The following is a 21,458-nucleotide window of genomic DNA, read 5'->3' on the forward strand; positions in this document are numbered from 1 at the left end:
GTGGGTCGTGTACCAGTTGCTCCCGCTGGGGGGGGTGTGGTTTGTGTTTTAGCCCCCCCCCTCCGTGGCGCCCTCCGTGGGGGTGGGGGGGGGGCGGGCCCCCCCGCCCCCCCCCCCCCCGACGCCATTGCTGTTGGTGCGGTGCTACGGCTGGGTGACGCTGCCCGGCTCCGCCGGGTCGAGGCCGCTGAACACGTTGATCGCTGCAGTGGTCACGTCGTGCGACGTCGCGAAGACGCCGCCGTCCTGGACCTCGGCCGCGCCGGGAAGCGTCACAGGTGAGCCGACCGGGTGGTAGTTGATGCCGTCGTACGAGTAGGACGCCGACACCTGACCGCCCGTGCGGTCCAGCCTGACCCACACGGCGCGGTGCGTGTCGATCCGTGCCTGTGCCGCGGTGTCCAGGTAGCCGTCGCCGTCCGCGTCCCACTGGAAGACGACGCCGTTGCGCGGCGTCACCGCAGCGATCGCATACCCGGCCGAGGCGCCCGGCGCGGTCATGTCGTTGCGGACCATGACCCCGCTCTTGGCCCAGGCGTTCGCGTCGTTGACCGTGTCGACGCGGACAGACACGCTCGACCCGGACGCGACGGAGCCCGCCCGGTAGAGCGCGCCGAACGCGTCGTCCCGCTGGCCGCCCGCTCCCCAGACGTCCGCGCCCGCGGCCGCGACGCCGAACGTGGTTCCGTTCTGCCCGAAGTAGCTGTCGCCCGCGGACGCCGCCGAGGTCCCGTACCAGTCGCTGACCGGCGCCTCCACGGGGCACTGGGTGAGACCGAACAGGTTGGCGTTCAGCGTCGTGCGGTACTCAGGCGCGACGCCGGCGGCGCACATGACGTCCAGCGCCCCTTGCGGCCAGCTCGTCCCGGCGACTGAGACGTTGTCGATGAGCTGGTTGTTCCGCTCCTCCGCGTTCGGGATCTGGGCCCCGCCGGAGTTGTACCAGTTCTCGCGGATCATGTTGTCGCTGGTGTTGTTGCCGTCGCTATAGGCGTTGGTGAATATCCACGGGTTGGTGCCCTGGAGCACGTTCTGCCGGTAAGTGGTGTACCGCGTCCCCTCGTCGAGGTAGAGGCCGACGCCGGAGACGTTGAACAGGTAGTTGCGCTCCACCACGGTGCCCGGGCTGGCCGAGAGGTTGTACAGCGACCCGCCGTCCGCGAACCGTGCCTTGGTGTGGTGCACGAGGTTGCCCCTGACGAGGTTGTCCTTGAGCGTCGTCGGGGTCGTGTACAGGGGGTGCCAGTTGTAGTAGCCGCGGCGGACGTACTCCGCCGAGCCGCCCGCGTCGTTGGCGCCCCAGCCGTAACCCGTGTCGATCCCGTCGTAGGCGACGTTGGCGACCTCGTTGTGCACGATCTGGATGTTCGTCGCGTACGTGCTGAGGATCCCCGAGTTGTCCTTGTACTCGACGGCTACCCGGTTGACCGTGTTGTTCTCGATGCGGATGTCCTTGTTGATCATCCGCGGGTCGCTCGGGTGGTGCGCGTCCTCCCGGACCCCGCCGACGGCGATCCCGTGGCCGCCGACCTCGTTGAAAACGTTCCCCACCACGTCGATGCCGCTGGCGCCCAGGCCGACCCCCGAGAGCATCGCGTTGGCGTCGTTGCCGATGCCGAGCGCGGTCTGGCCGAGGTTCGTGAAGCGGTTGTTCGTGAAGGAGATGTCGTGGGCCGCGGAGACCTGCACCGCCGCCGGCTCCTGGTACCAGGCGTCGAAGCGGGCTCGTTCGAACATCTCGCAGCCGCGGGAGCAGCTCGTGAACGCGTCGTCCGGGCGGTACTCGTACGCGTCCTTGATGAACGCGCCGTTCTGCTGGGTCGCGTAGCCATGGGTGGACGGGCCCAGCCACGAGGTGCCGGTGAACTCGATGCCGTCGAACGCGAGGCCTGTCACCGGCTGGTCGTAGGTGCCGCTGATGCTCATCAGCGACTCCACCTGCGGGAGCTCGACGTCCAGGTCGTCGGGGTCGACGCCGTCACCGGGCTTGTAGTACAGCTTCCCCGCGGACGGGTCGAGATACCACTCGCCGACGTCGTCGAGGAACGCGAGGGAGTTCTCCAGGGACCACGTGGGCCCGGCCAGGAACGAGTTCTGTACGGTGTCCCAGCCCCAGGTGTTGTTGTCCCAGGCGGGCTGCGCCATGGTGATCGTCGAGCCGTCGATGGACTCGACGGGGGAGTAGCGGTTGGTGAAGTCGCCGAGCGACTGGAACTCGATCCGCCCCTGGTCCGGCAGGCCGCTGAGGTAGCTGAGCTGTTGGTTGTTGATGGTCATGCCGGTCGGGGTGGGCGTGACATCCGAGTTGGCCAGCGGCAGGGAGGCGCGCTGGGCGATGATCCCGTTCACGTAGAGCTGGCGGCTGTCGACGCCGCGCGGCGTGTCCGCGACGTAGATGCCGGCGTCCTCGTCGTGGACCGACCACCCGGAGATCGCGGTGGAGCCGGAGATCACAGGGTGGGCACCGGGCGCGGCCGTCCACCGCACGGTGTGGCCGTCGCGGCCGCCGTCCTGCGCGCCGAACTCGAGGGGCTCGGTCACCCGGTAGGTCCCGTCCCCGAGCACGACGGTCACGTCCCTGCCCTTGCGGGCCTCCTGCCGGACCAGCTCCTGCGCGCGCTCGAGCGAGCAGGCGTGCTTCACCTCGCAGTCACCCAGGTCCAGTCCGTCTGCCGCGGCAAAGTACGTGCGGTCCTTGCCCTGCGGCGCGGCCTGCGCTGCAGAGACGGGAACCAGCGTCGAGACGATCACTGCTACGGCGCTCAGGGCAGCCATGGCTCCCGCTCTCCTCGATCGATCCCGGAATCTTGGAACTGGTGTGCGTGACTTCAGTGTCATCGTTCCCGCTTTCTGCTGAGGCGACTGGGCTACCTTGCCCGTCGCGAGATTAGTCACACATATGATGTGTGTGCAATGGTCGAACAGGCCCCGAGAGATGCCCGAGCGATACGATGAGCGATCGTGCGGCCCCTCGAGATCGCGCGCCGGAGGAGGAGAAACACGTGGTTCAGCAGGTACCGACCAGCATGCAGGTGACCCGCAACAGGCCGGCGCTCGCCGAGGCAGTCATCCGGGCGCTGGTGCAGGACGTCGTCACCGAGAAGTACGCACCGGGTACCGCGCTGCCCTCCGCTGCCGCGCTGTGCGAGACGTTCACGGTGAGCCGCACCGTGATCCGCGAGGCGCTCACGGCGCTCGCGGAGAAGGGGCTGGTCGCCGCGCGCCAGGGCTGGGGCACCGTCGTGCTCGACCGGGAGTCCTGGGGACTGCTCGACCCGATGGTCCTGGAGGCGATCTTCCAGCGCGAGGACAGCCTGCTGTTCATGGACCAGCTCATCGGGATTCGAACGGCGCTCGAAGGCCTCATGGCCTCGTCAGCAGCCAGGCAGATCACCGACGACGCCCGTGCCGACCTCGCGCGCCAGTTCGAGGTGCTGAGCGGTTCGCTCGACGAACCCGAGAGGTACGAGGACGAGGACATCGCGTTCCACGCCCTGGTGCACCGCATCTCCGGCAACGAGTTCGCGCGGGCGATCATCTCCAGCATCCAGGGCAAGGCCCGTCTCGTGGCCCAGTACACCGGCGCGCCGCCGCAGGGGCACATGGAGCTGACGCACGAGGAGCACCGGCACATCTTCGAGGCCGTCGTGGGTGGCGACACAGAGGCATCCGCGGAGCTCATGCGCGCGCACATCTCACGGAGCTGGGCTCGCCGGCGACCCAAGAAGTAGATGTCATTCGTATGATAAGTTACCACCCATGAAGATCACGGGGTACCGGAGCCTGCTCACCGTGCACCGGTGGGGTCGGCCCGTCGGGGACGTCAACGGTGTGGTGCGCAGCGGCGTGACCGAGGTGCCGATCGTCCTGGTCGAGACCGACGGCGGCCTCACGGGCGTCGGCCTCGGTGCGCACGACGCGATCGACCGAGTCTTCCCGGCGATCGAGGGGGAGGATCCCCGCGCCGTCTCCGCGCTGTACGACCGGATGCTCTCCTGGGTCTTCAAGGCAGGTCACGCCGGATCGACCTTCGCCACGATCGGGGCGCTGGACATGGCGCTGTGGGACCTCAAGGCGAAGATGGCCGGGGAGCCGCTGTGGCGCCTGCTGGGCGCGCGGGACCGGTTCGTGGCCGGGTACGCGTCGGGCCTCGAGTACGGCCTGGACGACGACGAGCTCGTGGACCTGTACTCGCGGTTCGCCGACCGCGGGTTCACCGGTGCCAAGGTCAAGGGCGGGCTCGACCTGAGCCGTGACGTGGCTCGTCTCGGCGCGGTGCGCGAGGTGCTGAGCCACAACAGCGAGAACCCGGCGCTGATGTACGACGTCAACGAGAGCTGGGGCAGGCACCAGGCGCGGCGGCTGCTGGCGCAGATCGAGGCGCAGGTCGACCTGACCTGGATCGAGGAGCCGGTGCGCCGCTGGGACGTCGAGGGGCACCTGGCCCTGGCGAGGTCGACGTCGACCGCGCTCGCCACCGGCGAGAACCTCACCGGGCTGGAGCAGTTCCGGCCGCTGGTCGAGGCCGGAGCCGTCGACGTGGTGCAGACGGGGAGCGTCTGGGGCCTGACGCACTTCATGCGCGTGGCTGCCTTCGCTCACGCCCACGATCTGCCGGTCAGCCCGGTCGCGTACAACTGCAACCCGCTGGTCCATGCGGCCGCGATGGTGCCCAACCACCTCGTGACCGAGGTGCAGGACCTGTCGTTCCCCGTGGGCCTGTCGGTCGACCAGTCCTTCGAGGACGGCGGGATCGTCCTGGGCGACGAGCCGGGCCTCGGCATCGCCGTGGACGAGGCGGCGATCGCGGCGGACGCCGGGACGGGCTCCTGGGCGACGCCCGCCGGCCCGCACGTCCGTCCGCGCGAGGCCGGTCTGCGGCTGGCGCTGCGCCGTGACCCGGCGGCTCCGCTCACGGTGGCATCGGTCGGCTGACGTCCGGCCCGTGCGCGGCGCGAGGGTCACCCGACATGGTCGGCTGACCCTCGCGGCGTCTTCAGCGGGCCAGCCAGCCGCCGTCCACGGCCAGGACCTGCCCGTGGACGTAGTCGGCGGCCGCGGAGGCGAGGAACACCACGGCCCCGCCGACATCGGCGGGCCTGCCCCACCGGCCCGCCGGGATGCGGTCACCGATCTGCCGGGAACGGACCGGGTCGGCCAGGAGCGCGGCGTTCATGTCCGTGTCCATGTAGCCGGGCGCCACCGCGTTGACGTTCACGCCCTGCGCGGCCCACTCGTTGCACAGCGCCTTGGTGAGCTGCGCGACCGCGCCCTTGCTCGCCGCGTAGGCCGGGACCGTGAGGCCGCCCTGGAAGCTGAGCAGCGACGCGAGGTTCACGATCTTGCCGTCGCGGCGCTCCAGCATGGAACGGCCGAAGGCCTGGCAGAGCTGCAGCACGGCCCGCAGGTTGACCTGGAGCACCGCGTCCCACTCGTCGAGCGGGAACTCGGCGGCCGGGTGCCGGACCTGCGTCCCCGCGTTGTTCACCAGGACGTCCACGGTGCCGCGCGCCAGCACCTCGTCGGCGGCCTGATCGATCGAGCGGGGATCCGCGAGGTCCACCCGCACCCCGGAGACGGCGCGGGAGTGCTCACGGGCGTGCGCGACGAGGTCGTCGGGCACCTCGCCGCGTGACAGGACTATGACGTCGGCGCCGGCGGCGATCAGCGAGCGGCTGATGCCCAGCCCGAGCCCGCGTCCGCCGCCGGTCACGACGGCGGTCCGTCCGGTTAGGTCGAACGGGTTCACGAGCCCTCGCCCCCCTCGTGGGACGCGACCATGACCTTGAGGTACTCCGCGGCCCCGGCGGCCGAGACCGCCGACGCGGCCTCGGCGAGCGGGAAGACCCGGGTCGGCAGCCGGTCCAGCCCGAGGCTGCCGTCGACGACCAGCCCGATCGCGCGCCGCACGTCGTCCGACGTGTAGACGCGGACGCCGCGGACGACGAGCTCCTTGAAGCAGACCTCCCGCAGGTCGATCGGGGTCGGCTCCTTGTGCACCGCGACGATCACCACCGTCCCGCCCACCCGCGTGGCCGCGGTCAGGTCGGGCGCGACGGCGGGGTGGCCCGCCGCGTCGAAGGTGATGTCCGCGCCCTCGCCGTCGGTCAGCTCGAGGGCCGTGGCCGTGAGCGTTCCTCGCGCGGGGACGACGGTCAGGCCGAGCCGCTCGGCGAGCGCGCGCCGCGCGGGGGAGGTCTCGCTGACGATCACGCGCCCCGCCCCGGCGTGCCGGGCGGTCAGCGCCGTGAGGATCCCGATCGGGCCCGCGCCCGCTACCGCCACGGTGTCCCCCTCCCGCAGCCCGGCCAGGTCCACCGCGTGGACCGCTACGGCGAGGGGCTCGACCAGGGTCGCGAGCCGCAGGTCGACGCCGGCGGGCACCTCGTGCAGCACCTCGGGCGGGAGCGCCACGTACCGGGCGAGGCTGCCGGGTACGTCGATGCCGTAGAGGCCGAGGTCGCGGCACACGTGCGTGTCACCGCGGCGGCACGCACGACAGCGTCCGCACGAGATGAGGGGCTCCACGACGACCGAGCTCCCGGCCTGCGGTCCGGTCGGCGCTGCCCGGACGACGCGGCCGGAGATCTCGTGCCCGAGGATCAGGCCGTGGCGGGCGCGGGGGTGCTTGCCGTGCACGATGGCGAGGTCCGTGCCGCAGATCCCCGTGTAGGCGACCTCGACCAGCGCCCAGCCCGGGGGCGGCTGCGGGACGTCGACGTCGCGCAGCTCCAGCGTGTCGTCACCGGTCCAGAGAACCGCGGGCATGGTGGTCACCGGGCACCTCCGGCGATGTCGTGCGTCAGGGCCGTCCGGCCGGAGCCGAGGGCTTGCGGGTTCACGATGTTGCGCGGGTTGCGTCCGGCCAGGACCTCGACGACGTTCTCGATCGTGCGGCGCTTGAGCTCGCCGTAGGACTCCTCGGTGTACCAGGCCAGGTGCGGGGTCAGGACGACGTTGTCGAACCGGGTGAGGGGATGGTCCACCGGGAGCGGCTCGTCCTCATGGGTGTCGATCCCGGCTCCGCCGAGGCGGCCCTCGCGCAGCGCGGCGACCAGGGCCGGCACGTCGACCACGCCGCCGCGCGCGGTGTTGACGACGATCGTCGTGTCCCGCATCAGGGCGAGCTGCTCGCCGCCGATCAGGCCGCGGGTCTCCGGCGTCAGCGGTACGTGCAGCGACACGACGTCGGCGCGGGCGCACAGCTCGTCGAGCGCGACCGTCGACACACCGTGGTGGGTGGTGCCTGGCTCGACGACGCTGTCGTGCCCGATGACGTCGTAGCCGAGGCCGGACGCCTTGCGCGCGGTGGCCGCGCCGATCCGCCCGAGGCCGACCACCCCGAACGTGCGTCCCCGGGTCTGGTAGAGGGGCCTGACGGCCGGCAGGTCCACCCGCCCCTCGCGCAGGCCCCGGTCGGTGCGCGGGATCCCGCGGGCCACGGCGAGCGTGAGACCGATCGCGTGGTCCGAGACGGCCTCGGTGCCGTAGTCGGGAACGTTGCAGACTGCGATGCCGCGCGCGGTCGCGGCGTCGATGTCTATCGAGTCCACGCCGACGCCGTAGCGTCCGATCGCCCTGAGGCGGGGCAGGGCGTCCATGACCTCCGCGTCGATCCGGGCGTACTGCACCAGCAGCCCGTCGGCGTCCCGGCAGGTATGGATCAGGTCGTCACGAGTGCGGTTCTGGTGGATCAGCAGCTCGACGCCGCCCTCGCGCGCTACGGCCTCCTCCTCGAGGAACGCGTCGTGGTCGCACTCGGTCACCGCGATGGTGGGTGGCATGGATGGGCTCTCCTCCGTCGGAATGCCTGTCAGGGCCTGGGTGGTCCGGTGGTCCGCAGACGCATCCGGAGCGAGACGTAGTATATGTGATGACCAATGGCACTTGGCATACATGTTATCTCTGGTAGAGTCTGGCGCGAGGCAAGGGGGCCGAGTCCAGGGCCTCATGACGCGCATTCCAGTCAGGTACTGACGCTGATGAGATAGGAACAACGATGTCCTTGCGTACACGTTCAGCCGGCCGCACGCGGTTCGGGCGGCTCGGCCTTGTGGCGGCCCTCGCAGTGCCCGCGCTTGCGCTCTCCGCGTGCGGCGGCGGCGGATCCGGTTCCGGCGCCGACTCGCCCTACGGCTTCGAGGCCGAGGAGCAGGAGGCCGACAGCCCGATCACGGTGTGGGTCGACGCCTCGCGCGAGCCCGCCGTCGACGCCTTCACCAAGGCTCACCCGGACGTCCCGGTCAACGTCGAGACCTACGACGGCAGCGCCAACGGCTCGGGCAGCTTCCAGACCAAGATCACCGCGTTCGACCAGGCCGGTTCCGGCTGGCCCGACGTCGTCTTCTCCACGCAGAACAACGACGCGGCCTGGGCGGCCGTCGGCCAGACGCCGTTCGCCGCCCCGCTCGACCAGGGGTACTTCGACCAGGAGTTCCTGGACGGGTTCACGCCCGGCGCCCTCGACCCGACAACCGTCGACGGCACCGTGTACGGGCTGCGCAACGACCTCGCGTCCGTCGTGACGTGGTACGACCAGAGCCTGTTCGACGAGTTCGGGTACGACGTCCCCACCACCTGGGAGGAGTACCAGGCGCTCGGGGAACAGGTCGCGGAGGAGCACCCCGGCTACATCGTGGGATCCGTCGGCGACGCCTGGGCGCCCGAGGTCTACTTCTGGGGAGCGAAGGCGCCGATCAACACGGTCACCGGGACTGACGGCTTCAGCGCCGACATGTCCGACCCCACCACCGTGAAGATGGCTGAGACCCTTGACAGCCTGATCGACTCGGGGTCGGTGGTGCAGGACAGCGTCTTCGACGCCGAGTTCGTGAAGAAGTACACGGGGAAGGTGCTCATGCTGCCCGGCCCGATCTGGTTCAGCGGTGCGCTCTTCCAGAACGCGGACTCGCTCGACGCCCCCAAGGGCACCATCGCGGCGGGGCTGCCCCTGGCCTGGGAGGGTGAGGAGCCCGCCACCGGGAACGTCGGCGGCGGCACCTGGTTCATCTCCCAGCACTCCAAGAACCTCGAGGCGGCCAAGACCTTCCTGGAGTTCGTGACCAGCGCCGACGACTACCAGGTCGACCTCGCGGTGGGCCTCCCGGCCTACGCCTCCGCGGCGGACAAGTGGCTCGGGAAGCAGTCCAAGTCCGGGTACTTCGCAGGGGACTTCGCCGAGGACGTCACCACGGCGTCCGGCCAGGTCTGGGACGGGTGGGGCTACCCCCGCTTCAGCCAGGAGGCCGTGTTCGCGAAGACCGTCACGCCGGAGCTCGCCGCGGGCAAGAAGCTCGTCGACCTGCTGCCCGACTGGCAGACGGCCCTGGAGAACGAGGCCCAGGTGAACGGGTACACGGTCGAGTGATGGCGACGGCACAGCATTCCGGCGCCGCTCCCGCTCCGGGAGCGGCGCCGCCGCGGGCACCGGGCGTCCGGAAGACCCGGCACGGCAGCATCGAGCGGAGCCGCGGCCGGATGTCGTACCTCTTCGTCTCCGGCTACACGGTGCTCCTGTTCACGTTCGGCCTGGCCCCCACGCTCTATGCGGCCTACCTGTCCCTGACCAAGGAGGGGCAGTTCGTGGGGTTCGACAACTTCGTCCACGTGATCCAGGACTTCCGGTTCGGGCCGGCGGTGCTGCACGTTGCGTTGTTCGTGCTGTTCTGGCTGGCCGGGCTGGTCCTCTTCGTCGTCGTGCTGTCGCTGCTCGTCCACGGGCTCGCGAGCCGCGGGCTGAGTACCGGGCTCCGGTTCGTCTACTACATCCCGGGTGCTCTGGCGGGTGCGTCCAGCGTGATGCTCTGGCTCTTCGTCCTCGACCCGACGGTCAGCCCGGTCTCGTGGGTGCTCCACGCGATGGGCATGCAGACGTTCGTGCAGACGGTCTCCCCCGGGAACCTGCCGGTGATCTTCGCGATCATCGCGTTCTGGACCGGAGCCGGTGGCTGGATCGTGGTCCTCTACGGGGCGCTGAACAACGTGCCCGGCGAGGTCATGGAGGCGGCGAAGATCGACGGCGCCGGCCGGCTGCGGACCGCGCTCAGCATCCAGCTCCCGATGATGCGCAAGTGGATCTCGTACATGGCGGTCATGTCCCTGGCCGCCGGCACCCAGCTCTTCGTCGAGCCGCGCATCCTGTCCCAGGCGAGCAAGGGCGTGGTCCCCGTGGACTACTCGCTCAACCAGCTCGCCTACCTCTACGCGTTCAAGCAGACCGATCACAACGGGTCGGCCGCGATCGCGATCCTCCTGCTCGTGGTCTCCCTCGGCCTGAGCATGTTCTTCGTCATCAAGGGAGGACTCTTTGAGCGCGACTGACCTGGGCTCCGCTGCCCTGACCACAGGTTCCGGCCCTCGGGGTCGACGAGGGGCCGAGATCGACCCCCGCTCGTGGCTGGGACGCGCCTTCATCGCGGTGGTGCTGACCTTCTTCGCCCTGTTCTTCGCGGTGCCGATCCTCTGGCTCCTGAACGCCACGGCGAAGTCACCCCGCGATCTCCTCACCACCGCGCCGTTCGCGCCCGGGACGTTCGGCGACCTGGCCGCGAACTGGGACGCGCTCGTGAGCTTTCAGGACGGCATAGTGTTCCAGTGGCTGGGGAACGCGGGCCTGTACTCCGGCGTCGCGCTGGTCGTGACGCTCGTGACGAGCATCCCGGCCGGCTACGCGATGGCGCTCGGCACGTTCCGGGGCCGCAAGGTGCTCCTGACCGCGACTCTCGTGGTCATGCTCATCCCGAACACGGCGCTCGTGCTGCCGATCTTCCTCGAGCTCTCGGCGCTGCAGCTCGTGGGCACCGCGGCCTCGGTGATCCTGCCGTTCTCGTTCTTTCCGTTCGGCGTGTATCTGACCTACATCTACTTCTCGTCCAGCATTCCGGCCGACCTCCTGGCCGCCGCCCGGATCGACGGCTGCGGGGAGATGGCGGTGTTCACCCGCATCGCGCTCCCGCTCGCCAAGCCGGTGGTGGCGCTCGTCGGGTTCTTCAGCTTCGTGGCGAACTGGAACAACTACTTCCTTCCGTTCCTGGTGGTACCCGGGCCGAAGGCGCCCATCCAGGTCGGGCTGGCCGACATGCTGGCGAACGTCCCGCAGTTCAATCCCACCTCCGCCGGGGTGACGACGATCGAGCTGCCCGTGCTCGCACTGGCTACCGTGCTGTCGGTGGCCCCGGTGCTGCTGGTCTTCCTGTTCTCACAACGATTCCTGGTGGCGGGCATGACCGCCGGCGGGACGAAGGAGTGACCTTGACGATGGCTGTCGAGCGGCACGGTCTGGTGGTCGACGTGGTCCCGGAGAAGCGCGAGGAGTACCTGCGCCTGCATGCCGCCGTCTGGCCGCAGGTCGAGGCGACCCTCCAGGCGTGCAACGTGCACAACTACACGATCTTCGTGCTGGAGAACACGCTGTTCGCCTACTACGAGTACACGGGCTCCGACCACGAGGCCGACATGGCCCGGATCGCGCAGGACCCGACCACTCAGGAATGGTGGACGCACACCGATCCGTGCCAGACGGCGTTCGGGCGGGACGCCAAGCCCGGCGAGCGGTGGCGCGACATGCGGGAGGTCTGGCACCTGCCATGACGCGCCACCTCGTTGATGCCCACCTTCATCTGTGGGAGCTGGAGCGCCACCCGCAGCCCTGGATCGACCCGGAGTCGATGAGCGAGATCGACCGCGACTTCACGGCGCGGGACGCCGCGGGCGAGCTCGGCGGGCACGGGATCGCGGACGCCGTCGTGGTCCAGGCCGACAACTCCCTGTCCGAGACGGAAGACCTGATCGCCGCAGCGGCGGCCGAGCCGGTGGTCCAGGCGGTGGTCGGCTGGGTCGACCTCCTCGGCGACGTGCCGGCGCAGCTCGCGGGGCTGCGCGGACTGCGCGGGGGAGAGGTGCTCGTTGGGGTTCGCCATCTCGCGCACCTCGAGCCCGACCCTGCCTGGCTGCTGCGGCCGGACGTGACCGCGGGCCTCACCGCGGTGGCAGAGGCGGGCCTGGTGGTCGAGCTCGTGGTGCGCGCGCACCAGCTCCGCGTGGTGACCGAGCTGGCCGACGCGCTGCCCGCGGCGTCGTTCGTGCTCGATCACCTGGGCAAGCCCCCGCTGCTCGCGGGGGGGGCGGAGCTCGAACGGTGGCGTACCGACCTGGCCGGCCTCGCGCAGCGCTCCAACGTCGTCGCGAAGGTCTCCGGGCTCGCGCTCGAGTCCGACCATCGCGGGTGGTCCACGGCCGCGCTGCGCCCCGCCGTCGACCATGCGCTGGAGACGTTCGGGCCGGACCGGCTGATGTTCGGCTCGGACTGGCCCCTGGTCCGGCTCACCCGCGGGTACACCGCGTGGTGGGAGGCCTACCTGCAGCTCACCGCCGCGCTCGGCGACTCGGAACAGGAAGCCATCGACCAGGGCACCGCGCGACGCACCTACGGGATCGCACCCGCTCGGGTCGCGTAGTCCAGCACCGCGTTCGCCACGGTCGCCGCTTACGAGGGAGTGAGCCGGTAGACCAGGCCCGCTTCGTCGTCGGTGACGTAGATCGACCCGTCCGGGCCTGGCACCGCCATGACGGAGCGGCCCCACCGGGAGCCGTCCTCGTCCTGGAACCCGGTCACCAGGTCGACCGGCGCCCCGAGCGTGCCCGTCGCGTCGTCCCAGGCGCTGTAGACGACGGACGGCGCACGGGGCGGCTCCCGGTTCCAGGACCCGTGCGCGGTGATCAGCGCCCCGTTGCCGATGGCCTCGGGCAGATCGGCGTCGTGGGTGAAGGTGATCCCGAGCGGCGCGCTGTGGGCCGGCAGGCCCAGCATCGTGGTGCCGATGTCCGCGCAGTCCAGCGCCTCGCCGTCGGGGTTGGCCGGGTGGTTCACGTACGGCAGGTCGGTGAGGTCGTCGCTGCCGCGGATGTCGGGCACGCAGTACGGCCAGCCCAGCTCCGTGCCCGGCGTGATGCGAGCGACCTGGTCGACGGGGTTCTCGTTGACGTACTCCGGGACAACCTGCCCGTACTGACCGGTGTCGTCCTGGAACGGGTACGGCTGGTTGTCGGCCTGGTTGACCGCCACGAACAGGGTGTCGTCGGGCGCGAAGGACAGGGCGAAGCCGTTGCGGATGCCGGTGCCGATCGTCCGGTTCCCGGTCCCGTCGAGCCCGACCCGCGCGACGATGCCGCGCTCCTGGTCCGACGTCCGGTCGACCGGGTCGCTGTTCGTGGCCGAGCCGACGTTGTAGTAGACGACGCCGTCCTGGACGGCCACCGCCTTGCTCCCGTGGCCGCCGTCGGGCAGCCCGTCGACGATCACCCGCCGGTCCGTCACCGCGCCGTCGGCGTAGTCCCAGGCGGCCAGCCTGGGCCCCTCGCCGACGACCAGGATGGTGCGGCCGTCCTGCTCGGCGAACGCGAGTCCCTGCGGGTTGTCCAGACCATCCAGCAGGGTCTCGGTGGTCGGCGCTCGTCCGGCCGAGGACGGCGTCAGGATCGACACCACGCCGCGGTCGCCGGTCGAGACGACGAGCCGCCCGTCGGGCGCCCACGCGGCCAGGCGCGCCCCCGGCACGTCCGCCCAGACCTCGGCGCTCCAGCCGGCCGGCAGGTTCAGCGACCGCCCGTCCGCGGCGCCGGCCTCGGTACCCGCGGCGACCGTGAGCGGCACCGGCGAGAGCGGCCCGACGTTGCTGGCGCTCGCGGGCGGTCCGGACGCGGCAGGCTCGGACGCGGCCGGGGACGTGGCGGCCGGCGCGCCGGAGGACGCGCCGGTGCCGCCGTCGTCCGGCCCGCTGGTGCACGCGCCGACACCGAGCAGCAGCCCGCCGAGCGTGGCCGTCACCCCGAGCGCCCGGAGTCCGCGGCGTGACCGGTGCGTGTGCCATGGCGTCTGCGTCATAGGTCGAAGGTAGACGCCCGGCCTCCGCCGCGGCAGGTTCCGTGAGTACCCCTTACTCCGGCGGCCCGGCGGCCGCACGTGGTTCAGACCGTGCTGTCGCTGAGCGGCGCGCCGTCCGGCACCTCGGCGTCATCGCGGTCCGGGCGGGCGTTGACGAGCAGCAGGGTCAGGACGGCGGAGTTGTTCAGGGAGCGGTGCCGCGTGGCCGGCAGCCAGCGTGTCGCCTGCAAGCCGCGTACAAGTTTCCTGCAAGCGGGCCTACCTACCTTGTGTATCGACGCTCGTGGCGTCCAGTACCAAACCCGGATTGCCCCAGTTTCGGCCGTCGGGTCTGACCACTTCATGGAGGCTGGGATGTTGCGACGCTTGAGTGCCGCACTGGTGGGTGTGGCGACGGTCATGGCCGGGTTGGCGGCCCCCGCGATGGCGGTGACCGGGGGCGACCCGGTCCCGTCCGGGAGCGGGTCGTACCTCGTGAAGGTCCAGCTCGGCGACGAGCGCGCGTGCTCCGGCGCCCTCGTGCGCCCGCAGTGGGTGCTGACGGTGGCCTCCTGTGTCGCCGGCGACGGCGGCTCCCTGACGACCGGCCGCCCGCCGGTGGCCGCGAAGGTGGTCGTCGGCGGCGCGCACGCCGGTTCCCCGGCGCGCACCCTGGAGGTGGACCGGTTAGTGCCGCACCCCGACCGTGACGTGGCGCTGGTCCGTCTCGTGCTGCCCACCCAGGGGATCGCGCAGGCCACGGTCACCTCGGAGGCCCCGACCGCCGGCGCCGCGTCGGTCATGGCCGGATTCGGCCGCACGGCCGACACCTGGGTACCCGACGCCGCCGAGTACGCCACGGGCGTCGTCGGCGAGGTGAGCGCGGCGACCTTCGCATGGGCGAGCGCGGACGGTGCGGCGGGTGCGTGCCTCGGCGACGCCGGTGCGCCCGTGGCGCGCACCGGTGGGGCGGCGCTCCTCGGGCTCGTTGCGGGCTCGAACCGGGCGCGGTGCCTCGCCGAGGAGACGACACCCGCGGCGGCCACGACCGTGGTCCGTGTCGACGGGCTCGGGGGCTGGGTGGAGCGGAACGCACCGGCCCTGAGTGCACAGTTCGGCTGGGAGTACCGGAGCACGACGGCGGGCATCGGCGGATACGACCTCTCGTCGGCGGCCGACAAGGTGGTCGCCTTCGACTACGAGCACAGCGGGCGGGCGGACCATCTCCTGATGTACCGCCCCGGCTCGAAGGTCCTGCAGGTCGTGCGCCGGAACGTGGACGGGACGTACGCGAGGGTGTTCCAGAGCACGACCGGCCTGGGCGACTGGGTGCTGGACAACCCCGTGGACAAGATCATCGCGTTCGACCTGGAGGGCAGCGGGAAGCCGGACGACCTGCTGGTGTACCGGGTGGGCGTGGGTTCGGCCGAGGTGCCGAACTACGCGGTGTTCAGCCGGGACGCCGCGGGGCAGTTCGTCCGGAAGCACGAGGGCGCCTGGGGACAGGTACGGAACAACCCCGAGGCGCAGGTGGTCGCGATCGACCACGACGGCACGGGCAGGATGGACGACCTCCTGCAGTACGACCCGTCCTCCGGCGGGACGGCGGCGGTCGTGAACCCGCGGACCTGGGGATACGCGCTGCCGCACGCCACGTCGCTAGGTGGCTGGACGTTCGGCGCCGGTGACCGGGTGGTCCCGTTCGACCGGGAGCACGACGGCAAGACCGACGACCTGTTCGTGTACCGGCCGGGGACGGCGAGCAAGTACGCGGTCCTCGGTCGCAACGCGAGCGGCGCCTACGTCACGGTGGACGCGGCCACGTGGACGTCGCTGGAGAACGCCGCCGACCAGGTGGTCGCGATGGACTACGACCACGACGGCCTGGACGACGACCTCGTGGCCTACCGCCCGGTGAGTGGCGACTTCGGCCGGGTCAGTGCGATCACCTGGGACGCTGCGACCGACACCTACACACCGCTCACCGGCCCGCGTGACGGCGGCCTGGGCGGGTTCGACCTGGCGAACGCCGCCGACCGGCTGGTTCCGTTCGAGGGGCCGGGCACCGGTTCGCGGACCCTCGTGCTCGGGTACCGGCCCGGGGCGAAGAGCGCCTGGGCGATCAAGCGGCTCGACCGCGGCGAGAGCCAGTACGAGCTCGCGCACGAGAGCTCGGCGGGCCTCGCCGGGTTCGACCTCTCCGGAGCGGGCGACCGAGCGATCGCCTACGACTTCGACCACAGCGGCCGGGCGGACCACGTGCTCCTGTACCGGCCCGGCGGGCGGCTCGTCGTCATCGCCGAGCGCAACGCGGACGGCACGTACACGCAGGTGCACCGTGGCACGGGCATCGGTGACTGGGCGCTGGACAACGCGGTAGACAAGGTGGTCGCGTTCGACCTGGAGGGCGACGGCAAGCTGGACGACCTCCTGGTGTACCGCCCGGGCGTCGGCTCCGCGGACGTGCGGAACGTCGCGGTGTACAGCCGCGACGCGTCAGGTCAGTTCCTCAAGAAGTACCAGAACGCCTGGGGCCTCGTGCTCAACGGGGAAGACCCCCAGCTCGCCCCCGTGGACTTCGACGGCGACGGCCGGCTCGACGAGATCATGCAGTACGACCCGAGCGCGGGCGGCACGGCGGCCGTGGTCGCCGGCCCGACCTTCGGCTACCTGATGCCGCACACCACGTCGCTGGGCGGCTGGACGTTCGCCGCGGGCGACCGCGTGACGCCGTTCGACGCGGACCACGACGGGAAGCCGAACGACCTGCTCGTGTACCGGCCGGGCACGGCCAAGAAGTACTCGGTCGTCAGCCGTGACACCACGTCCGCCTACACCAAGCAGTCCGAGGGCACGTGGCCCGCTCTGGGCAGCACGACGAGCCGGGTGGTCGCGACCGCGTACGACGACGACGGGAAGCTCGACGACCTGGTCGCCTACGCGCCGGGCACGACGATGGCGGCGATCCGGACGGCGACTGCCACCGGGTTCACGGAGAGCCGTCCGGACCAGGCCGGCGGCCTCGGCGGCTTCTCCCTGCGGTCCGCGCAGGACCAGCTCGTCAGCGTCGACGCCGCGGGTGGCGGCAAGGCGCACCTGTTCGGGTATCGCCCGGCCCAGAAGGTGGCTGTGGTCCTGGACCGCACCCGCAAGCCGGACCCGGCGGTCACGGTCTCGCGGCCGGCGGGGGAGTCGTCGCTCGTCGAGCGGTTCGCCTACCCGGACGCGGAGCGGATCGGGGCGCTGCTCGGCATCGAGCTCGTCTCGGGCGACGGGCACATCGTGGTCGACGTCGAGTGCGCGACGGTGCCCGACGACGAGAACGTGGGCGCGATGAGGGTCAGGTACACGGTCGAGTCGGGCGGGGCTCGCACGCTCTGCCTCGTGGTCCGCGGCGACTCCGGCCGCATCGACCTGCGCGTGCAGAACGTGTTCTCCCTCCGCGGCGACGGGTACGAGATCGGGGCCGGCCACGACTACACGGCGGTCGTCGACACGCCCTCCGGCGAGCCGGTCACGATCACCGGCGAGCCCGACACATACACGCCGGTCGGCATCGGGGCGGATCCAGGATCCGAGCAGACGGTCCTGCTGCAGATCACGGTCTGACGCAGCGGACGGAAGGTCAGACGGCGCCTGCGCCGAGGCGGGACGGCCCACCTCGGCGCAGGCACCACCGGTGAAGTCACGTGGACGAGAAAGGTCCGACAGTGAGAAGCATCTTCGTTCGAAGGTCGTGGCGAGAGCTGCCGAGACGTGGCGTGCGCAGCGCTCTTGTGGCCGTGATGGTGGCCGGCCTCGTCGTCCCTGGTGTGGTACCGAAGGCCGGTCAGGCGCACGCCGCCGAGCCGTCGCTGGTCTGCTCGCGGGCCGGTGTGCTCGCTGCGCGTGACGCCGGCGGGCCGCAGGTGCGGGAGGCCGCCGAAGCGGCCCTGCTGGGCGGCGATGCGGAGGTGTGCGCCTTCGTCCACGACCAGTGGAGCGTGCGTGAGCTCGCCGACCGGGACATCCTCGCGACCCAGATGTTCGCGAGCGGTGGGCCGACGTTGCGGGCTACCCTCACGCCGATCCTCGACGGCGAGGATCCCGAGGCGCTCGGAAGATTCCTCACCGATGGCTGGAACGACCCGTGGCTGGCCGACCAGGAGATCCGGATCAACCAGCTGGCCGCCATGGGTGGCCCCCAGGTGCAGGCTGCGGCCCGTACCGCACTGGACGCCGGCACACCGGAGGCGCTGGAGCAGTTTCTCAACGAGGGCTGGGCAACGGCCCAGGAAGCGGACGTCGAGCTCCGCGTCACCCAGGCGTACGCAGTCGGTGGGCCCCGGGTGAAGGAAGCCGCCGCCGCGGCACTCGATGCCGGCCGGCACGAGGCGCTGGTCCGGTTCCTGGACATCGAGTGGGGCGTGGCCGCGGCCAGGGACCACGAGCAGGCGAGCATCACTGATCTCTTGCACGCGGCCGAGGACGCGGGCAGCCAGGCCCAGGCGGCGATGAGTGCCGCGACCGACGAGGCGGACAGGGCCGAGGAAGAGGCGGCACTGGCGAAGGACGCCGCGGCGACGGCCCGGGCCGAGGCGCAAGCGGCAGGAAGTGACCGGCGGCGGGCGGAAGCCGCCGCGACCAAGGCGGCTCAGGCGGCCCGGAATGCCGCCAACGCCGCGGGCACTGCGGTCGGCGCGGCCAACGATGCCGCCGCGGCGGCACGCACCGCGGCGAACGCTGCCGTCCGGGTTGCGATGTCGGCAGCCGTGGCCGAGCAGAGGGCTGCAGAGGCGTATCGCGCTGCCGCTGCGGCTCGGGTCGACCGGAATGCCGCTGCCAACGCCAGTGCGAGAGCGGCCGGAGCGCGCGCCGCGGCCAGGCAGGTCGAGAAGGCCAACGTGGCCATGAGCCTGGCACTCCAGGCGCTGGCCGAGGTGGACGGTGCCATTCGCGCCGCGCAGTCCGCGGTCGGCCACTCGAACGAGGCCGCGGACGCGGCGCAGGCGGCGGCGGAGGCCGCGTCTGCTGCTGGTGCCGACGCGGCAACGGTGTACGCGGCGGCCGAGCGCGCGCGTGCTGCGGCGTTGCGTGCGCAGCGGGCGGCAGAGGAGGCCGTGGCCTTCGCCGGGTACGCCCGGGACCAGGCGATCGTCGCCCGCGACGCGGCGGAGTCCGCGGTGACCCACGCGCGCAACGCGGCCGCGGCCGCGGAGGACGCCGCGAACCACGCAGGCGAGGCTGTGGACGCCGCGCGCCTCTCCCGGGAGCACGCGCAAGCGGCGTCTCAGGCCGCGCAGGCCGCTCGGCTGAGCGCTCAGCAGGCCCAGGAGATCTTCGCTGAGGCACGGCGTCAGGACCGGTCCCGCCTTGCCCGCGAACGTGAGCAGATGGTCGAGTCCGCGCGCGACGTCGCTCGGATCGTCGAGGAAGCACAGGATCCTGACGCGCCGACCCTCAACACGCCGCGGACACAGCAGCGACTGCCGGCTGTCCAGGCCGCGCTCGATGTCGCGACAGACCCGGGTACTCCCCGGGAGACCGCCGTCGCGCGGGCACGGGAAGCCGCGCTGGCCCTGGCCGACTCGGACGGCTCTTGGACCCGGGACGCGGCTCGAGCCGCTCTGGTCGGCCACGACGAGCAGGTGCTCGCCTTCGCGCGCGGTGGGCTGCGTTCGGCGGAAGGCATGGACGACCGGACCACACTCGTCGGCCTGACGGTCACCAGATCGGAGGCGATGCGGACCGCCGTCGAGGGCGTGGTTGACGGTTCGGACGCCGAGGTCGCGGCATTCCTGGAGAACCCGGACTATCCCGAGCGGCGCGAGGAGGACGAGCTCGAGACCACGCGGGTGCTCGCCGCCGCGCGTGCGGCAGGTGACGCGCACACGGTCGACGCCGCGACCGCCGCCCTGGACGACGGCTCCGCCCCTGTGCTGCGCGCGTTCCTCGCGACGAGGCAGTACGCGGCGCGGGAGGCGGACAACGAGATCAAGGTGACCCAGATCTTCCAGGGCGCACCCGAGGGGAGCGAGCTTCGGATCAACGCGGAGGTCGCGCTCGAAGGGCCGCCGGCGTTCCGGCAGCGGTTCCTCCAGGTGGGTCGCCACGAGGCCGCCGCGCGGGACCGGCGGACGTCCGCTCACGTGGAGACGGTCAGTTCCCTGGTGCTCCAGATCGCCGAGGTAGCGGCACGGGCGACGGAGAACGAGAAGCGTGCCTGGGAAGAAGCCGCGCGCGCTGCCGGAGCGGCCCAGGACGCCGCACGCTATGCGAACGAGGCCGCTGCTGCCGCGACCGAGGCAGGCCGGCACGCCGAGGCGGCGATCGACGCGGCGGTCCGGGCGAGCCGCTCGGCGGCGGACGCGAAGCAGTCGGCGAACACCGCTCAGGACGCGGCGGTCGAGGCAAGGGGATCGGCGCAGGCGGCGGCTCGGTCAGCCACCTGGGCGGCCGTCTCCCATGGCAGGGCGATCGATTCTGCCCGGGAGGCGACGGACAGTGCGACGCGGGCATGGCGCGACGCGGTCGCGGCAGGCCAGAGCGCGACCGAAGCCGCGCGGCATGCCCAGGGTGCGTACGAGGCCGCCTACGACCGGATGGTCGAGGAGGTCTGGGATGCCGCGGAGCAGCGCATCGGCGACGACATGCTCAGCCTGGACGGATGCCGTACCTGGGAGGGCATCGACGAGGCGTGCGAGACAGAGGTACGAGAATCGGCCGCGAGACTGATCGAAGCGGACTTCGACCCGACCGTCATGCTCCACATCAACGGCGACCTGTGCATGGCCGTGTTCGGGGAAGGGCAAGCCGCGGACAGGTGCCTCGGGAATGCGCAGAACCTCAATTTCCTCAGCTCGGTACGGATGGACATCCAGCTCGACACCGTCTTCTCGGCCCTCATGCTCGCGGAGCCGGCGATGCTCGCCGCGCTCGACGTCATGCTGAGGGTGCTGCCCAAGGGACTGTGCAGCAAGTCCACGGGATGCAAGAAGGTGATCAAGAAGATCATCGGCAAGGCATCCGACCGGTTGCTGGCTGATGTCTACTCGCAGGAGTACTGGGACAGCTGGAATGCCGCCTGGGAAGAGTACTGGGAGACCCCGGGCCTCCAGGCCATAGCCCGGGACAACGCCAGGCTGATCTCGATGTATCGCACCAACGCCTGCCTGAGCGCAGGCGGGAGCAGCGGTACATCACCCCACCAGTGTGTCGAGCAGCGCATCCGTGACGCTCTCGCCGATCTTTCCTGGTCCCCGCCGAGCTTCGACGTCGGGGGACAGACCGTCCGGATGCCGGAAGGTCTGATGGTGCGTGTGCTGAGCCGTCAGACCTGGGAGTACTTCGGGGTGCTGCCCACCAACGTGCGCAGATACTTCGCGCCCACCGACACGGTCGCGGACCTCGACCAGTATCTGGCCGAGGTCGTGCAGCACAACGAGGCCGGGATACGCGAATACCTGGAGGGCCACAGCGTGATCTCCGAGTTCATTCACGAGGTCGACGGATACGTCTACGTGATCTCCCTGCAGCGCGACGGCACGATCGAGCAGTTCTACCGTCAGTGACGACCGAGCCGCCGTCGTCGAGGCCTCTGCGGCTGTCTCTTATACAC

15 protein-coding genes are annotated in these 21,458 nt (G+C 71.1%); 9 read left to right on the forward strand and 6 right to left on the reverse strand.

Annotated elements, in window-relative coordinates; translation table 11 throughout:
* Nucleotides 1-144: 144 nt before the first annotated feature.
* A complete protein-coding gene (locus ACFT2C_RS14720; RefSeq protein WP_377207803.1) occupies nt 145-2,775 on the reverse strand; it encodes a right-handed parallel beta-helix repeat-containing protein in 2,631 nt (876 codons plus the stop codon).
* Nucleotides 2,776-3,002: 227 nt separating this feature from the next.
* On the opposite strand from ACFT2C_RS14720, the gene ACFT2C_RS14725 reads away from it, so the two are divergent.
* On the forward strand, nt 3,003-3,731 hold the full coding sequence (locus ACFT2C_RS14725) for a FadR/GntR family transcriptional regulator (protein ID WP_377207804.1): 729 nt from the start codon (nt 3,003-3,005) through the stop codon (nt 3,729-3,731).
* 28 nt (nt 3,732-3,759) lie between these two features.
* On the forward strand, nt 3,760-4,935 hold the full coding sequence (locus ACFT2C_RS14730) for a mandelate racemase/muconate lactonizing enzyme family protein (protein ID WP_377207805.1): 1,176 nt from the start codon (nt 3,760-3,762) through the stop codon (nt 4,933-4,935).
* Nucleotides 4,936-4,996: 61 nt separating this feature from the next.
* Here ACFT2C_RS14730 and ACFT2C_RS14735 read toward each other — a convergent pair whose 3' ends face one another.
* Genes ACFT2C_RS14735 through ACFT2C_RS14745 form a run of 3 tightly spaced genes read right to left on the reverse strand, consistent with a single transcriptional unit; the run spans nt 4,997 to nt 7,784 of the window.
* A complete protein-coding gene (locus ACFT2C_RS14735; protein ID WP_377207806.1) occupies nt 4,997-5,749 on the reverse strand; it encodes an SDR family oxidoreductase in 753 nt (250 codons plus the stop codon).
* Complete coding sequence (locus ACFT2C_RS14740) at nt 5,746-6,768, reverse strand: zinc-binding dehydrogenase (protein ID WP_377207875.1); 1,023 nt, start codon at nt 6,766-6,768, stop codon at nt 5,746-5,748. Before ACFT2C_RS14740 ends, ACFT2C_RS14735 begins: the two co-directional genes overlap by 4 nt.
* A 5-nt stretch (nt 6,769-6,773) precedes the next feature.
* Nucleotides 6,774-7,784 carry a C-terminal binding protein gene (locus ACFT2C_RS14745; RefSeq protein ID WP_377207807.1) on the reverse strand — a complete coding sequence of 337 codons (1,011 nt, stop codon included), beginning with the start codon at nt 7,782-7,784 and terminating at the stop codon, nt 6,774-6,776.
* A gap of 215 nt (nt 7,785-7,999) precedes the next feature.
* Between ACFT2C_RS14745 and ACFT2C_RS14750 the strand changes: the two genes are divergently transcribed.
* The 5 genes from ACFT2C_RS14750 to ACFT2C_RS14770 are packed head-to-tail and all read left to right on the forward strand — an operon-like array spanning nt 8,000 to nt 12,455.
* On the forward strand, nt 8,000-9,367 hold the full coding sequence (locus ACFT2C_RS14750; RefSeq protein ID WP_377207808.1) for an ABC transporter substrate-binding protein: 1,368 nt from the start codon (nt 8,000-8,002) through the stop codon (nt 9,365-9,367).
* Nucleotides 9,367-10,320, forward strand: coding sequence for a carbohydrate ABC transporter permease (locus ACFT2C_RS14755; protein ID WP_377207809.1), 954 nt, complete (start codon nt 9,367-9,369; stop codon nt 10,318-10,320). The genes ACFT2C_RS14750 and ACFT2C_RS14755 overlap by 1 nt, the downstream gene beginning before the upstream one ends.
* Nucleotides 10,307-11,248, forward strand: coding sequence for a carbohydrate ABC transporter permease (locus ACFT2C_RS14760; protein ID WP_377207810.1), 942 nt, complete (start codon nt 10,307-10,309; stop codon nt 11,246-11,248). The genes ACFT2C_RS14755 and ACFT2C_RS14760 overlap by 14 nt, the downstream gene beginning before the upstream one ends.
* A gap of 8 nt (nt 11,249-11,256) precedes the next feature.
* Nucleotides 11,257-11,589 carry an L-rhamnose mutarotase gene (locus ACFT2C_RS14765; RefSeq protein ID WP_377207876.1) on the forward strand — a complete coding sequence of 111 codons (333 nt, stop codon included), beginning with the start codon at nt 11,257-11,259 and terminating at the stop codon, nt 11,587-11,589.
* Nucleotides 11,586-12,455, forward strand: a complete 870-nt coding sequence (locus tag ACFT2C_RS14770; RefSeq protein ID WP_377207811.1) for an amidohydrolase family protein — start codon at nt 11,586-11,588, stop codon at nt 12,453-12,455. The genes ACFT2C_RS14765 and ACFT2C_RS14770 overlap by 4 nt, the downstream gene beginning before the upstream one ends.
* 29 nt (nt 12,456-12,484) lie before the next feature.
* On the opposite strand, the gene ACFT2C_RS14775 is transcribed toward ACFT2C_RS14770, so the two are convergent.
* Both ACFT2C_RS14775 and ACFT2C_RS14780 read right to left on the reverse strand, forming a co-directional pair.
* Nucleotides 12,485-13,882, reverse strand: coding sequence for a PQQ-dependent sugar dehydrogenase (locus tag ACFT2C_RS14775; RefSeq protein WP_377207812.1), 1,398 nt, complete (start codon nt 13,880-13,882; stop codon nt 12,485-12,487).
* 83 nt (nt 13,883-13,965) lie between these two features.
* A complete protein-coding gene (locus tag ACFT2C_RS14780; RefSeq protein ID WP_377207813.1) occupies nt 13,966-14,112 on the reverse strand; it encodes a hypothetical protein in 147 nt (48 codons plus the stop codon).
* A 124-nt stretch (nt 14,113-14,236) separates the two neighbouring features.
* On the opposite strand from ACFT2C_RS14780, the gene ACFT2C_RS14785 reads away from it, so the two are divergent.
* On the forward strand, nt 14,237-17,470 hold the full coding sequence (locus ACFT2C_RS14785; protein ID WP_377207814.1) for a trypsin-like serine protease: 3,234 nt from the start codon (nt 14,237-14,239) through the stop codon (nt 17,468-17,470).
* Between the two features lie 152 nt (nt 17,471-17,622).
* The gene (locus tag ACFT2C_RS14790; RefSeq protein ID WP_377207815.1) at nt 17,623-21,411 is read left to right on the forward strand and encodes a hypothetical protein; all 3,789 of its coding nucleotides are present in this window, start codon (nt 17,623-17,625) and stop codon (nt 21,409-21,411) included.
* Nucleotides 21,412-21,458 lie beyond the last annotated feature (47 nt).

The organism is Promicromonospora sp. NPDC057138 (assembly GCF_042670845.1).
Taxonomy (GTDB): Bacteria; Actinomycetota; Actinomycetes; order Actinomycetales; family Cellulomonadaceae; genus Promicromonospora.